This is a genomic window from bacterium, from assembly GCA_020444065.1.
In the GTDB taxonomy this organism is placed as follows: domain Bacteria; phylum Sumerlaeota; class Sumerlaeia; order SLMS01; family JAHLLQ01; genus JAHLLQ01.
Map to the genome: position 1 here is coordinate 20,422 of JAHLLQ010000001.1, position 15,375 is coordinate 35,796.

The following is a 15,375-nucleotide window of genomic DNA, read 5'->3' on the forward strand; positions in this document are numbered from 1 at the left end:
TGCGCAGTGAATCGAAGATGCTCGAACGAGTCATGTCATGCTTCCTTCCGCATGCCGGCGCTGGTCGCCGGCATGATCGCAGTGGGATGAGGACAATGCGCATCCCTCGCAGTTGTTTTCGTGACAATGAGAGCGGTCGCCGATGATGTCGGCACCCGCGGGAAGTTCCGGGTTCTGCTTCCTCAGAACAGTCATGACGCCCAACCACAGAAGCGACAGGCCGACGATCGTCCCGACGGCAATAAGCAGGTGATAGATCACTCGCCACCTCCCATGCCGGCAAACCCCATGAAGGCCATCGACAGAATGCCGGCGACCATCAGCGTGATCGCAGCGCCCTTTACGACAGAAGACATATCGGAGAGTTCGAGGCGCTCGCGAATGCCGGACATCAGCAGTAACGCCAGCGTGAACCCGGCGCCCGCACCAACCGCGAAGCTGAGGCACTGGACAAAGTTGTAGCCGCGGCTCGTTTGAAAGAGCGCCACGCCGAGAATCGCGCAATTCGTCGTGATCAGCGGAAGGAAGATGCCGAGGGCTCTGAAGAGAGCGGGGCTGAACTTCTTTACGAACATCTCGACCAATTGCACGGAGGAGGCGATGACGACGATGTATGAAATCAGGTGCAGATAGGGGGCGTTAATCGCAGTGAGGATCTGGTGAATCGCGTACGCACACATTGAACTGACAAGCATGACGAACGTCACCGCGGCACCCATGCGGACGGCTGTGTCCGTCTTGTTGGAGACGCCGAGGAATGGGCAGATACCCAGGAAAAGGCTGAGCACGAAGTTGTTAATCAGCACCGCCTGGAGGAGGATTTTCAATGGGGAATCGGTATTCATGCAGCAGCCTCCTTGCGACGTTCGCGCATCCAATTGAAAAGCAGGAGCCACCCGCCCAGAACGAAGAAAGCACCGCCCGGCAGGACCATCACGACCCAGGGCTCGAAGTGAGAGCCAAGGATCGGAACACCGGCAAACGTCCCGTTTCCAAGAATCTCGCGGACGACGCCGAGCGAAAGGCATGCGATGGTGAACCCGATTCCCATGCCAAGCGCGTCGAGAATAGAACGGCCGACGCTGTTCTTCGAGGCAAATGCCTCCGCCCGGCCTAGGATGATGCAGTTCACAACAATTAGCGCGATGAAGGCGCCCAGGGCGTTATAGATTTCCAGACTGATCGCCTGGATCAAGTAATCAACGACTGTCACGAAGGTCGCAATGATCAGAATGAAGGAGGCGATGCGGACCTGTTTCGGGATCCACTTACGAACGAGAGAAACCATGACGCTCGACATCAGGAGCACGAAGGTCGTCGCCATTCCCATCGCCAGCGCATTGATGACCGAGTTTGTCACGGCAAGTGTCGGGCACATGCCCAACAGCGCCACGAATACAGGGTTTTCGCGCCAGAGGCCCTTGATGAACTCGTCCATGGACGGGTTGATGGCGGGCGAATTACTCGGAGACATCGTCCGCTCCCTTTTTCAGAATATCAACGCTGCGTTCGATGACGGGTACTGTCGATTCAGTATCTGTGCCGAGGATTGTCGCGACGGCACGCGAAGAGATTGTCGCACCCGTGATCGCTTCCATTTCCCAGGGTTGCGTCTTCTCCCCGTTCTTCACAAGCTTGACCTTCTCCTTCACCGCCGACCCATCGTCCGTCAGAGGAATGGCCAGTTCATTGAAATTCGACAGGAATGCAGGATCGCTGATGATCTTGTCGCCCAGGCCGGGAGTTTCTTTACTCTCAAGGACCTTGAAACCAATGATTGCGTGCTTCGAGGGCGAGTAGCCGTAGATCAAAGAAATGGTATCCTGGAAGCCTTGTCCGGCAGTCTGTATGGCAACGCCTACAACTTCGCCATCATCGTCATAGCCGACGTAGAACTTCTTCTGCACCGGCGCATCCATGGTGGTGGGTTCGAGCTTGCCGTCGACCTCTGCGAACGGATGCTGAGACGTCGCGCCGGGGAGAACTTCGACAATGGCCGCCTCAAGCGCCGCCTCCTTGTTGGCGACGATGAAAGGCAACGTCAGTTGGAACGTCGCCACGATCAGGATGCCGGAGGCCAATCCAATACCGGCCATCGTCATGATCAGACGCAACGGACTGGGCGAATCGTCCTGCGGGACGACTTGTTGCTGCGGCATCTGTTGTTCCATATCAGACATTTAGGCAGCTTCCGCTTTCGATTTCACCGCGCCGTAGATGCGCGGCTGCGTCCAACGATCGATCAGTGGCGACAGTGCGTTCATGAATAGGATCGAGTACATCACGCCTTCGGGCAAACCGCCGAACTCGCGGATTGCCACGACCAGAATCCCGATCCCTGCGGCAAAGAACCAACACCCACGGGGAGTAACGGGAGAAGTCACTGGGTCGGTTGCCATGTAGATCGCACCAAGCATCAATCCGCCACACAGCAGATGTTGCACGGGTCCGGGATACTTATCGGCGTCAATCAAGTGCAACAAGGTCGCCAAAATAGCGACCGTCAAAAAGATTCCGACGGGAATGCGCCATTTGATGAAGCCGCGTACGCCAAGGTAGATGCCCCCGGCGAGCAGAAGGAGCGCACACGTCTCGCCGATCGAACCGGAGATATTGCCGAGGAGGAGCGAACTTGCCTGGGTCGAGATGCCCTCGAACTTCATCTTCGCCAACGGCGTCGCCGCCGTAATGGCATCGAACTCCGGACGCATGAACGGAAGGGCAAACGTGTCGCCACGCAGACGGAAGAAGTCCTGCAGTCCCGAATGAACCGGCCATGTGGTCAGCGCGAGGGGGAATGAGGCCTGGAGGAAGGCGCGTCCCGTCAGCGACGGATTGAAGACGTTATTGCCGAGTCCCCCGAAGAGATACTTGCCCAGCGCGACCGCGACAATTCCACCCATCAGCGCCATCCAGATCGGCAAGCCCGGCGGCAAGGTCAGCGCAAGGAGAATTGCCGTCAGCAGTGCGCTGCCGTCGCGCAGCGTGCTTTCGCTCCAGCGAGGCCGGCCAGTGATGATCCACTCCGTCCCCATGGCGCCAATCGTACAGGCCAACAGCACCATCAGCGCGCTGATTCCGAACAAGTACAACGCAACGAGCACGACAGGCGCCAGCGCGTAAAGCACATGCCGCATCACCTTGGGCGTGTCGACCGGGCGCTTCAGGAACGGCCCCGTGGAGATAATCAGCTTGGGCGATTGTGCACTCATGCGGCGTTGTTCTTCTTCCGAGCCATCTCTTCACGGATGACTCCCTTGGCCACGCGGAATCGCTGGACCAGGGGAATGTTCGACGGACAGACATAGGAGCATGATCCGCACTCCATGCAATCCATCAGATGATAGTTCTCCAGCATCTCGTCGTACCGCCCCATCCGGGCCAGCGCGCCGAGTTGAGTCGGATTCAGGAACACCGGACATGCGTCAAGGCAACTGGCGCACCGAATGCACGCATACTCCTGCCGCGGTCCGGCTGCCTGCTTCGAAGTCAGGCACACAATTCCAGACACGCCCTTTGTAACAGGGACGCGCAGATCGTACTGCGGCGTGCCCATCATCGGGCCGCCAAAGAGAATCTGAGACGCGTCCTCGGTGATACCACCGCAGTAGTCGAGGATCTCCTGGAGAGCGGTCCCGACCGGGACAAGAAGCGTCGATGGTTGCTTGATGCCAGGGCCGGTCACTGTGATGACGCGCTCGATCAGAGGCTGGCCGAAGGAGAAGAGCTCGCCGATTCCCGCTACCGTCCCAACGTTCTGCACAACAACCTGTGCATCGAGCGGAAGTTTGCCGCTGGGGATCTCACGCTGCAGAACGGCCGTGACGAGCATCTTTTCCGCGCCTTGTGGGTACTTCGTTTCCAGAGGGACCAATTCGCACGGAAGATCCGCCGGCACGCGGTCTTGCAGGCCGCGGATAGCGTCCCACTTGTTCGTCTCGACGCCGATGAAAGTCTTCTCTGCACCAAGCAGTTTCTGGATAATGCGGATTCCAAGGAAGATCGCATCCGCCCAATCCAACATGATGCGATGGTCGGTCGTCAGGTAGGGCTCACATTCGCATCCGTTAACGAGGAAATACTGGACGTGCTTGCCCTCGGGAACAGAGAGCTTCACATGCGTCGGGAATGCCGCCCCGCCGAGACCGACGAAGCCGCCTTCCTTGACCATTGTCAGCAGTTGCTCGGCCGGCATGGATTCCCAATCAACGGGTTCTTCATTATGTAGAGTCTGCGGCGATGAGGGATCCGTTGCGATGACAATCGATTCCACCATTCGCCCCGACGGGTGATGCCGAAGTTCGATCGCCTTTACCTTTCCCGTCACGGATGCATGGAGAGGCACCGAAACAAAGCCACCGGCCTTTGCAATCAACTGACCGCGATAAACGCGATCGCCGGCTTTCACAAGAGCGACCGACGGTGCCCCCAAGTGCTGGCTGAGCGGCAATACCACCTCGGCCGGCATCGGGATACGCTCAATCAAGCGCCCCTCGGTCAGTCCTTTGTTCTCCGGCGGATGAACACCGTGGCGGAAAGTCTTTGCGCTCATGACTCCGTCCCTACTTCTGCTTCACTTGCGCGGTTCGCCAGGAATTCACGAAGCGACTGACGGAAGAAGTCCGGGTCGTTGCTGTAGCCGGACAGTGCCAGCAGGCGCTGGACGATCTTCTGTCGGGTTTCCTCCGGTGTCTCTGCAACGACAACTGGCTCCGGTGGCGTGGGACTCGAAGCGGGCTCCTCAACAAGCGCGGGAGCCTTACCCGATGCGATCCGTTGCAGTTCATGCCATTCGGCGAGCTTCTTCTCGCTGAATGCGATCAATTCCGGGGACAGGATCGCAAGAAACTGGCGTCCACGCGCATCGGCTCCACGAACAAACGCGTGCAGCCCGGAACGCTCGTCTTCCGAGATCTGAAGGTACTCTGCGAGCGGCATCCCGCGCTCCCCTGCCGGAGCTTTGCGGAAGCCGTTCTGGAAACGCGCTTCCTGCACCGCCCAGTCAGCCGGAGTTGCAGCCACTTCCAGAGCTTCAACATCTCCGCCTGGCTTTTGGACGTTCAGAGTATGCGTTCCCCAATCCTCAGAGGCTGCGCGATTATCGCCCAATTGCAGCTTGCCCGAGGCATATCGGAAGAGCGGGAAAACGCGGCCGGAAACTGCGATTTCTGCATGAGCGACGATCTTCTGCGGGGCAACACCGCTGCTCGCCGGGTGAGGCGCATGGACGTGCAAGAGGGCCGGTCGGGAGGACTCCATGCAGTCGACGACTCCAGCGACGAGATGTGCCGGCGCACCGATGCTGCTTTGCAGTGCGATCGCATCGTACCGGCGAGCCAAGGCCAGCAGATCGATCTTGGGATCTGCGCCATCTGTGTTGAGAAGAACAACATTCACCGGGTATTCCGACTTCAGCAGTGCCGCGACCGATGCAGAACTCGCCTTTGCACTATCGCAAAGCACAACGATTGGGGGCAGGAGGTGCTTGGCATCGACTTCCTGCGCGACTCCTGCGGCAACAAGGTCATCGGCTTCCTGCACGATCTGCAATTCTCCAGCGATCTGTTGCCGGATACCTTCCATCATGCCGCGTGCAATGCCTGCAATGTCGCCGGCATCCTGAGCAAGCCACGGATTCCGGTGTGGGTTGTATGGATAGGTGGCATTCCAGTAGGCAGCGCCGTCGCGATCAATAGCTAACACTAAGGGTGTCCGCGACGGAACGGTGCCGGAGTAGCTCTGCTGTTGCTTCTCGAGGCTCGTCAGCAGATGTCCGAGGTGCTTCAGTAATTCGACATCGCGATCTTCGATTCCGCGGTTGTCACCGAAGATACCCAACAGTGCGTCAGGCTTCACATTAGAAGTCTCCAACTGCGCGATCTTCTGATGGAAGGCTTCGAAGTCGTTGATCTTGAGAGTCGCATCGACTTTCCCCTGGATTCGATCGCGTACGCGGTCGATCAACGTGGTCAGATGCTTCGCATGTGCCGCGTAACGCGGATAAACACACGAGTGAATTGCCGCCGTGATCAAATGGACGGCAATCTTGGTGCTATCGCCCGGCAGCGAACCATCGCCACCGACCAGAGAGAAGTACGCAGAGGGATCGAGCAGTCTGTTCAATTGCGACTGCGGTTTGTCCGCGCTGACGAGATCCGAGATACTGGCAGCTGGAACTTCACGCTGGAATTCGCAATCTTTGCGACCCACGGACAGCATCTCCTCGGATTGCTCCGCCCACTCGATGGCCCCCTCGGGACAAACTTCGAGACACAAGCCACATGCCGTGCAACTCATCGGATCGATCGCAATGGTCAGGAGCCGACGATCATCCTTGTCGCGCGAATCGAAGAACTCCTCCGTTCGACTGAACGTGTAGTTCGGCGTCGCCGCCTGCAGCTTTTCGAATTCCTCATCGAAGACCTTGCGATCGTCCTCGCTCGGCTTCATGCGATCCATGAGTCGCTTGTAGGCCTCATCAAGCAGCGGGCCGAATGCGAGAAACTGTCCGAGATCGTCTTTGGAAACGATCGTTGTGGCTTGTTGTGCCAGATGTTTCTGAATGCGCTGAAGCTGCACAAGTCCATCGCAGCGATTCATCACAGTCTCGATCAGCTCCGAGGGCGTACTCACCGTCGACGGCATCGCCGAGTCGGGACACTGCGACCAACACGACGCACATCCCGTGCAGTTCTCGGGCAGCCAGTGCGGTATGCGAAGACGCCATGGTGTCAGATCGCGGAAAGCGCTGCTGCCCGCCGGGATTATTCCCGATGCCAAATGCGGATCCGTCGCGGCCTGCTCAGGCTGGCCGGAATCGTAGAGGAATCCAACCGAATGCCAGAACCGCGCGCGGTTGAAGACAGTTGCGTCGGCGCCATCTTCGCCGATCGTCCAGGGCGCATCGCCTTCTGGATTTGCAGGGCTTGGTGGAAGATCCTTGCCCGACCAAACGAGCTCCGCCGCTTCCTCTGCTGCGCGCTGCATACAGTCGGCGATCTGCGCGGCCAACTGCTCCCCGCCCAACTTCGTGAGGCGTTCGCGCAGTGCCTTGCGAACGTCTGCCTGCTTCGTATCCTCTACCAGCGTTCCAAGTGCCGCGCCGATGAGTGCCCAGCAGGCCAGCGAATCGAAGAACGCCGGCTGATCGGAAGCTTCACTTGAGATATTCTCGGCGTCGACGACGGTGATCTTCAATTCATTCTTGCAAATCCACTGTGCCGTCGACCGAGGCATCTCCGCCCAGAAGGAATTGGGATCGCAATCCGTTGCCACGATTACATGTGCCCGCTTCTTCACGGACGACTGAGTTTCGTTCGCATCCAGGAGGTTTGACGATGCGACCAGGAGGATGTCGGACTTCTCCGGCGCCGTTGAAGCCACATCGGCGTCGCTTGCGTATGCGATGACGAGAGAAGCGGGAAGAAGATCCGATCCAAGACCGCCGGCTGCGAAGGTGCGCACATCCCAGTTCGAAGCTTCGGCCAGGGATTGGGCCAAGATACTCCCAACTGCGAGACCGCCCTGCGCCGCCAGGTAGTCCATGCGAAGCGAAGAAGTCTCTTCACTCGGAGAATCCGACGACTTCGGAAGGCAGAGCGAAGGAAGTTCAGGGTAGGCCTGAGCCAGGCGCTGCTGAACGGCCTGCAGGTGTGGGTAGCGACGGTTCGTCGCCGCTACAAGATCGCCAAGATAGAAGAGGCGCTTGCCCGCCGTCTTTCCGCACATGTTGCGGACAGCAGCAGCCAGTTCACTGAAACGAGGCAACGGCCCGCCAATTCCATACAATCCCGTGTGAATTGCCGGACGATCAGTCGGCTTCGCGAATCGGCCGAAGCCCGGGAATGGTGTCTCGTTTGCGGGCGCCAGCGTGTTCTCCGTTGCCTTGTCAAGCGCCGCGCGCACTTCGCGCGTGATCGGAGCGTGTGCGCTGCGCTCCAGGATCGTGATCGCCTTCTTCTTTGCCAGAAGATGCGATAACATCTGCGCAGGGAACGGATGCCAAGTGACGATCGAGGCGATGCCCGCTTTGATCTTCTGCTCGCGAAGCCGATCGATGACTTCCCTGAGTGCGCCCCCAATCGCTCCCATGCAGACAACTAGATATTGAGCATCGTCAGCGCGGTACTCCTGCACCGGGGCGTACTCGCGTCCGGTCAGTTCACCATACTCGCGGAATGCCTGATCGATGAATTCAGCGACATGATTCTGGAAGAAGATATCGTGACCAACGGCAGCGCGTGAGGCGCTTTCGCTGCCCATCAGTCCGCCAAGTCCTGCCGGATGATCGACATCGATCAGTCGCGGCACACGCCGGCGCTCACGTCCAAGCAGAATCTCCTGAGAAGTGCTGGGCGTCGCAATGCGATCGCTGGAATGTCCAAGAAACGCAGTTGCCAGGGCCTCATCCGGAAGTAGGAGCGACTGCACAGACTGTGCGGTTTCTGCGAGATCCTGCCCGCATACGCCAGGGATGAACGACAGTTCTGCTACACGGTGGGCGATCATCGCCAAATCGGCTGCCTGCTGCGCGGTCGAAGCGAAGAACTGGAATGCGCCCGTGGCGCAAGCCCCAAAGAAATCATCCTGCCCGCCGGCGGAAGTACTTGCTGCTCGCTCGGAAGCATGGCAGGCCAGATGCACCGTAAAGGGTGCGTGTTTTCCTACGGCCGTTGTCAGTTCGGCCTGTGCACAGCCAAGGTCGGAGACCAATGCAGTCGCGCGTGCACCGGTCAGTGCGGCGCCCGTGAGCGTGCCGATCGCCCCGGCAGAATTCTCAGAGGACTCGATGGTCTTCTCGCCCGGAACCAGGTTAATCAATCCACTTTCCAGTTCCGTCAATTCCGGCGTGGACTGTACTACGAGCACGTCGGCAACAAGCCGTTCAACGGCGCAGGCGGCCGCTTGCCCATCGAGTGTCGATGCGACTCCGGGACAAGGCGCTTCTTTTTCAGGCGATTTAGCTTTTCGAAACCACATCTTTGGGCCTGTTCATAAGTGACTTAAATTGCTGTCCTTCGATCCACGTGATAGCGCCGGTGGGACAGCGCTTTATGGCATTCGAATCCTGCAGCGAGAGCAACTCCTCGTTCAGGACGGGCAGATTGTGTTCCATCTTCAGCAATCCCTGGGGCGCATCGGCAACGCAACGACCGCAAGCCGTGCAAGCGACCTTGCAGAAGTCGAGCATGCCGTCGCCCTCGAGTACGGACTTGCATTGGACGAAGAGCTTCTGCTTCATCGGGACGATTTCAAAGAGATCCTTCGGACACGCGCGGACGCAGTCGCCGCAGGATGTACACTTCACCGGATCCACGATCGGAAGACCGGTCTCGCTCATCGTGATCGCGTCGAACGTACACGCCACATCGCAATCGCCGAAGCCGAGACAGCCATAACGGCAGCCCTTCGTTCCACCAGCAACGGATGCTGCTGCACGACACGTTGGCTGACCTTGGTACTCGGCCATCTGGATGGCAACATTAGAGCCACCGGCGCACCGTAGTCGAGCAACCATCGGCTCGGCCTCGCCCGCTTCGACGCCGAGGAAATCCGCGACTAACTGGGCCGTTGCCGCCCCACCGACGGGGCAACCACTCGGCTGAATGTTGCCGGCGATGACGTTCTCCGCAAAGGCACGACAGCCGGGCAGCCCGCACGAGCCGCAATTGGTCCCGGGCATCATGTCATTGACAACATCGATGCGCGGATCCTCGTAGACCTTCAGCTTCTGGCTAGCCACGGCAAGCACGCCCGCGAGGATAGTCGTCAGCCCCAGAAGGTAGCCTATGGCGATCAGACTCTCCATATCCGTCCCTAGTTAAACTTCGCTGCGCGCTCGACCAGACCATCCAAGCCGGGCTCATTCGGGTTCAGCGGTTTGCCGGGATGGATGATGTGGACAGGGCACTTCTCCGCTGCTTCGACCAGTTGGCGGAACGAGCCCGCCGACGCGTCGTTGATGAAGGCCTGCTTGTTCTCGTTGTACTTGAACAACTCGCCGTTCAACTGCACGCACTCGTTGCACGTCGTGCAGCGCGGCGTCTCGATGTACGGATCGTCGAAGGAGAGAGATTCTTCCTCCTCTTCCACCGGTGCCGCTTCGGGTTCCGTTGCGGCTTCCTCGACCGAGGCGGCAGAGGAGTTCGGTGCCGGGCGAGGTGATGCTGGCCGTGTGACAGCACCTGTAACGGGAGCTTCGCTCAGCAACTGCCCGGCGATGCGATCGACGATCTCCTGTGTCAGTTCATCGAGATTGCGATCCAGTTCGGCACTGAACTTCTCTTCGACAGATGCGATCGCGTTCTGCTTCTCGTCTTCCAGGCGCTGCTTTTCGTGCGCCAGAAGTCGCTCCGCATGGGAGTTCTTCACGCCGCCGAGTTCCTGCAGACGCCTCCACTGCGCACGGCACTGAAGAACGGCCTGCACGATCGGTTTCGACACGACGATTCGATGAACGCGGTTCTGTTCATCGACTGCCAGGATATACGGAATCTGGACTTCACGAGTTTCCGGAGTCCGGTCCATGTACTGCATCAATGGCACCATCTGGCGGTGCCACATCTCAACCGGCAGATCCCAGAAGGACTTCGCCGCGCGTTTGTCGGCCAGCAGGAAGTCCGCCGGCGTCATGGCGACTTCGACAGCCTGTGTTTCGCCTTCATTGACCTCAAAGAAGAACTCCTCCGACGACCAATCGGCGTCGACCTTCGAGTTCATGTCGATGGCTATTCGATCGGCAAGGGCCGAGCCCTTCGCTGGATCGTAAGTAAAGGCGGGAAATGCGCGGGCTTCGAACGCGGCTGCGGACGAGAGATAAACCGGCAGGCCGGTGGTATTCTCGGGGGCCGACGCGAAGACGCTGAAGAGTGCCGGCCCGGAGTAGCTGAGGCCATCCATGAAGCCGGAGTACATCAGCGAGAATCGCGAGACAGGCGTCTGCAGAACATAGACGTCGCCAAGGGCCGCCGCCATTGTTCCCAGGCGCGCGAGCCAGTTCGCTTCGAACGGAACGCGAGCCAGACGATTCGGATCGGCAAGAAGATCGTCGACCTGAACGAGGACCTTGATCGGAGCATCGCTGGTCAACATATCGAGAAGCGCCGTCACCTGGCCCTTCCCAACGATGCTTCCCTCCACAATCAGGAGGACCGGAGGACAGAGTGCCTTCTCTTCTTGCGAAAGCATGGCTTCATCGAAGGCTGCGAAGATCGGATCGTGCAGCTCTTCGCGATAGCGATTCTCGAGATCGAGTCGCGCGACCTGCACGGCCTTGAAGAACTCGACCATTTCGGCCATGCGATTGCGATAGCACTCGATCGCCGCCAGGCAATCGTTCACCACCGGTTCCATGGCGAACGGCAGACTCGAGGCGCCTCCCGAGCAACCGCACCAATTAAACAGCGGCGCGATGCGACGTAGCGTCGCGAGTGTCTTCTCGACGCGGGCCACGCGGGCTTCCGGAAGGCGATGGCTGAGTCGACTTTCGCTGAGCAGATCGGACAATGCGTTGAAATCCAGATCGGCCGAACCGACAGAATCTCGCAACGAATCCGGGCTGGCAGCATTTGCAGACTGACTCTCGTCGGCCGACAGCAGGTTTTCGAGCCCGACGATGATCTCCGCTAATTCGTCCTTCCACTGCGCAGTACGCGCGTGCCAATCGGCGGAGAACGCCGCCGCCATCAGGCGGCGTGCCGCATCCGCGTTGCAGGGCAGAACATCGCCTGCGCCCCTTAGCGCGCGACGGGCGATCTCCAGGTCGGCGCGCAGTTGCTGACTCTTCGCCTCGGGCAGTTTCGTGGCCGACATGACGCGCTCGATCGCGGGATCGAGAAGCTTGTCCATCGGTGATCCGGGGTTGTTCCCATCGAGTTGCTTGATCGACCACTCGAGTTGATGGAAGTGACGCGTCAGCCGCTCTGCCGCATCGCCTTCCTCGCCGGTTCCCTCGATGGCCTGATCGACCAATTGCATCAGTGTTTCAGCAACGGGCTGCTCGCACGTCGGCTTTACACAGAATGGGAACTCGTGCCGGAGCGAATCCAGATCGCGGAATGGACGCAGCAATGCCGGCACCGGCAATGACGCATCCGCCTGGCTATCCGGACGACGGCGGTTGAGGAAGAAATCCAGAAGCTGACGATAGACGGCAGCCTCGCGGTTTTTATCCATCGCCGGCGGAGTCGGCTCAACAGGCAGCGCGACCTTGCTCTCCTCAATGATACTCGCCCCTTCGGAGACTGCAGCAGTCCCTTCCGGGGGGAGATCCTTGTGGCTGTCGGGATGGAGTTCGCTTTGTTCTACAACGTCTTGTTGCTTATCCATGGTTATGCATCGGCACCCTGGGCGATTCCGAATCGGTCGAAGGATTTGGTGAGAAGCTGCTCGCGCTGCTGCCAGATGGGCATCTTCTGCGGGCGGCGAATCTCGTCGTAGCAGGGAATGCTCTCGTTCTGGTAGAAGATGCCGATGGGCACCTTGTCTTCCAGATCGGCCAAGCGGCGGGCATTGTTCATATCGCTGGGATCATGGTCTTCGTGAGTCTTGTACACGCGAGCCAGATCGTCGCTGACCTTCATACCATTGTCGTGGCGCAGCAGCATCAGGTTATTCGGGTCGGCCAACAGCGACTGAAAGCCGGTCGGCATAAAATGCGGACAGCGCTGCAGAATGCGGATGAACGCAAAGCCCTTGTGGTGATACGCGCGGCGGATCACATCGAACAGCAGTTCGGGAATCCACTCCACGACCTGCGCCACAAAACTCACGTTCGTAATGCCGAGCGTCGCACTGACCGGGTTGATTGGATTCAAATACGCGCCGCCGGGGGTTGTGTTGGTCTTCCAGCCCTTCGGCGTCGTCGGCGAAACCTGCTTCTTGGTCAAGCCGTAGATGTTGTTGTCGTGCAGCATCGCGACCATATGGAAGTTCATGCGGACGGCATGAATCCAGTGTGCGGTACCGATACTGCAGCAGTCGCCGTCACCCATATTGACAAAGACATTCAGATCCGGGCGACGGATCTTGACACCCTGCGCGGTCGGCAGTGCGCGGCCGTGAAGGCCGTGGAAGCCGTAGGTGCTGACGTAATGCGGGAAGCGCGCGGCACAACCAATGCCGGAAACGAACACCGTCTTCTCCAGCGGCAGTTGCTCGTCACGGCACAGGCGCTGCACTGCAGCCAGAATACCATTGTCACCGCAGCCTGGGCACCAGCGCGAAACGCGGCCGGCGTAATCTTCCAACTCGAGGTATTCCTGGGGGTCGCTAAGGACACACTCTGTATTCAGTCCAAACATGGGGAGAATCCTCTTCTTATCTTAGCGGGCACCAAGCCGGCGCTCGATCATTTGTTCGACTTCTTCGGGTTTGATGGGTTGTCCGTGCACATGGCTCCAGCAGTCGACATCCACAAGATAGCGGGCGCGGAGCAGGAGACAGAGGTTCGAGTAACGGCGGTTGTCATCGTCGATCAACTCGTCATTCGGATCGTCGGAATAGTTGATCTCCACCGTAACGACTTGCTTGAACTTCTGCATGATCTCTTTGATGCCGGATGCCATGGGCTGCAGGAACGTCAGATGGAGCGAGGACACCTTGTGTCCCTTGCTGCTCATCGTATCGACGGCTTCCTCGATCGAACCCTTCGTGCTCCCCCACCCGACGATCAGCAGATCGCCCTCGGGGTCGCCATGCACCTTCGGCGTCTTCAACGTCTTCTGGAAAGCCGCCAGCTTCAAGCTGCGGTAACGGCAACCTTGCTGGTTGATGCCCGGCTCGTACGCAACGTGGCTCTCGCGATCATGGGCAAGACCCGTCAGCGCGTACATGCCGCCCGGCTGGCCGGGGATGTGGCGCTGGCTCAGGCCTGTCTTCTCATCCCAATCGAACGGCGGGTGGCTGGGATCCACCGGGCTCTGATCGATCGGAGGAGCCAGCCATTCCTTCTTGAACTTCGGACGCGGGAACATTTGCTGGCCGGTGGCCAGATTGGCATCGCTGAGGACGATCACAAGCGTGCGGAACGTCTCCGCAATCTTGCGAGCGGTGATAATCGAGTAGAAACAATCTTCAATCGTTGCCGGGGCCATGATGATCTTCGGCGCATCCCCATGCGTTCCAAAGAGCGCCGCCAGCAAGTCGCCCTGCTCCACCTTTGTGGGAAGACCGGTGGATGGGCCGCCACGCTGGACATTGACCAGGACCAGAGGAACCTCGCCCATCACGGCGAGGCCCATGAGCTCCGTTTTCAATGCCATGCCGGGACCCGAGGTGATCGTGACAGCGCACTTGCCGGCATAGGATGCGCCGATCGCAAAGGCAGCCGCGGCGATCTCGTCCTCCGCCTGGTGGACAACGCCGCCGCACTCGTCGAAGATTTCGCTGAGATAGTGAGAGGCCGAGGTCGCAGGCGTAATCGGATACATGGCACAAACGTCCATGCCCGACGCCACAACACCCAAAGCGATCGCCGTATTGCCGTTCATGACGACCTGGGGTTCCGTAGATTCCATCGGGGTGACATCGAAACGGAAATCCAGATGCCCGCCCGCATATTCGAAGCCGGCTTCCAGCAACTTCACGTTTGCATCGATGACCGGCTGGCCCTTTTTCTTGAACTTCGCCGCGATGGCCTTTCTGGCGTAGGCAAGCTCGCGCGAGTACACGCGGCAAAGAATACCAAGGATGAACATATTCTTGCCGCGCTTCGGATTGTCCGTGTGCTTCAGACATTCCTCTTCCATCGGGACCTCGTAGACACGGTATCCCTTTGCTCGGAGGTCTGCGACAGTGGACGTGTAAGCCTTTGCGACGCCTGGGACCTTCGAAGAGGCCCAGACATTCTCCAGAATAATGATGGCGTTCTTCTTGAACTCGCCCGCGGCCTCACGCCCCTTCAAAACCTGCTCGTTCAGAGCCAGGACAATGTCGGTGTGGTTACCGGCGTTCGTGATCGGAAAGGAACCCAGTCGGATTCGGTTGCCGCTGGCGCCCGCCGTGCTGCGAGCAGGGGGCTCGACCTCGGCGGGGATAATCTCCACCGTCCAGACGCTGTTACCCATCTGGGCGCTGACGGTGCCGAACATCTGTCCGGCGGTCTGAGCACCTTCGCCGGAGTCGGAGATGATCTCGACGATGTGCTGGTCGACACGCTGGATGGTGCCGGCTTCCTGTGTGGGACTCATGCCCTCTTTTGCGCCTTCATTCATGACATTTCCTGTGCTCATGGTGCCTCGGTTTGATGGTAATTCGGAGTATTCGGACAACTCTTCTCCCATATGGGAATATTGCGCTAGAGCAGATGTCGGTCGAATGCAACACAAGAATCCGTCTGTTTGGTCGGAAACATTGCTCTTTCCAGTGTCCGATCTC

General features: G+C 59.0%; 11 protein-coding genes. All 11 read right to left on the minus strand.

Annotated features, from left to right (window positions below; all coding sequences use genetic code 11):
• Positions 1-30: 30 nt before the first annotated feature.
• The 11 genes from KQI84_00070 to KQI84_00120 are packed head-to-tail and all read right to left on the minus strand — an operon-like array spanning position 31 to position 15,188.
• The gene (locus KQI84_00070; GenBank protein ID MCB2153252.1) at positions 31-261 is read right to left on the minus strand and encodes a hypothetical protein; all 231 of its coding nucleotides are present in this window, start codon (positions 259-261) and stop codon (positions 31-33) included.
• Positions 258-845, minus strand: a complete 588-nt coding sequence (locus KQI84_00075) for an RnfABCDGE type electron transport complex subunit A (GenBank protein MCB2153253.1) — start codon at positions 843-845, stop codon at positions 258-260. The genes KQI84_00070 and KQI84_00075 overlap by 4 nt, the downstream gene beginning before the upstream one ends.
• Complete coding sequence (locus KQI84_00080; protein ID MCB2153254.1) at positions 842-1,474, minus strand: electron transport complex subunit E; 633 nt, start codon at positions 1,472-1,474, stop codon at positions 842-844. Before KQI84_00080 ends, KQI84_00075 begins: the two co-directional genes overlap by 4 nt.
• Positions 1,461-2,180, minus strand: a complete 720-nt coding sequence (locus tag KQI84_00085; GenBank protein MCB2153255.1) for an FMN-binding protein — start codon at positions 2,178-2,180, stop codon at positions 1,461-1,463. Before KQI84_00085 ends, KQI84_00080 begins: the two co-directional genes overlap by 14 nt.
• A complete protein-coding gene (locus KQI84_00090) occupies positions 2,181-3,212 on the minus strand; it encodes an RnfABCDGE type electron transport complex subunit D (GenBank protein ID MCB2153256.1) in 1,032 nt (343 codons plus the stop codon).
• Entirely contained in the window at positions 3,209-4,552 is a 1,344-nt protein-coding gene (rsxC, locus tag KQI84_00095; GenBank protein ID MCB2153257.1) for an electron transport complex subunit RsxC, read from the minus strand. The genes KQI84_00090 and rsxC overlap by 4 nt, the downstream gene beginning before the upstream one ends.
• On the minus strand, positions 4,549-8,979 hold the full coding sequence (locus KQI84_00100; protein ID MCB2153258.1) for a 4Fe-4S binding protein: 4,431 nt from the start codon (positions 8,977-8,979) through the stop codon (positions 4,549-4,551). Before KQI84_00100 ends, rsxC begins: the two co-directional genes overlap by 4 nt.
• Positions 8,960-9,808: an RnfABCDGE type electron transport complex subunit B gene (locus KQI84_00105; protein MCB2153259.1), complete on the minus strand. Its 849-nt coding sequence runs from the start codon at positions 9,806-9,808 to the stop codon at positions 8,960-8,962. Before KQI84_00105 ends, KQI84_00100 begins: the two co-directional genes overlap by 20 nt.
• A gap of 8 nt (positions 9,809-9,816) precedes the next feature.
• Complete coding sequence (locus KQI84_00110) at positions 9,817-12,327, minus strand: ferredoxin (protein MCB2153260.1); 2,511 nt, start codon at positions 12,325-12,327, stop codon at positions 9,817-9,819.
• 2 nt (positions 12,328-12,329) lie between these two features.
• Entirely contained in the window at positions 12,330-13,301 is a 972-nt protein-coding gene (locus KQI84_00115; protein MCB2153261.1) for a 2-oxoglutarate oxidoreductase, read from the minus strand.
• Between the two features lie 21 nt (positions 13,302-13,322).
• On the minus strand, positions 13,323-15,188 hold the full coding sequence (locus KQI84_00120; protein MCB2153262.1) for a 2-oxoacid:acceptor oxidoreductase subunit alpha: 1,866 nt from the start codon (positions 15,186-15,188) through the stop codon (positions 13,323-13,325).
• Positions 15,189-15,375 lie beyond the last annotated feature (187 nt).